This is a genomic window from Blautia sp. DFI.9.10 (genome assembly GCF_024461705.1).
GTDB classification, from domain to species: domain Bacteria; phylum Bacillota; class Clostridia; order Lachnospirales; family Lachnospiraceae; genus Blautia_A; species Blautia_A fusiformis.
The window spans coordinates 1-414 of the sequence record NZ_JANGAA010000060.1 but is presented as its reverse complement, the minus strand read 5'-3'; the positions used below and the strand labels follow the sequence as shown (position 1 = coordinate 414).

1 rRNA gene is annotated in these 414 nt (G+C 58.2%); it reads right to left on the bottom strand.

Annotation, left to right across the window (positions count from 1 at the left end):
* Window positions 1-414, bottom strand: a 23S ribosomal RNA gene (locus tag NE671_RS15715); the annotation flags it as partial.

Here is a 414-nt window from a genome sequence, read left to right as displayed (position 1 = left end):
CGCCCACGCCGGATAGGGACCGAACTGTCTCACGACGTTCTGAACCCAGCTCGCGTACCGCTTTAATGGGCGAACAGCCCAACCCTTGGGACCTACTACAGCCCCAGGATGCGATGAGCCGACATCGAGGTGCCAAACCACTCCGTCGATGTGAACTCTTGGGAGTGATAAGCCTGTTATCCCCAGGGTAGCTTTTATCCGTTGAGCGATGGCATTCCCACTTAATACCACCGGATCACTAAGCCCTACTTTCGTACCTGCTCCACCCGTCGGTGTCGCAGTCAAGCTCCCTTCTGCCTTTGCACTCTTCGAATGGTTTCCGTCCATTCTGAGGGAACCTTTGGGCGCCTCCGATACCCTTTCGGAGGCGACCGCCCCAGTCAAACTCCCCGCCTGGCATTGTCCCACCGCCGG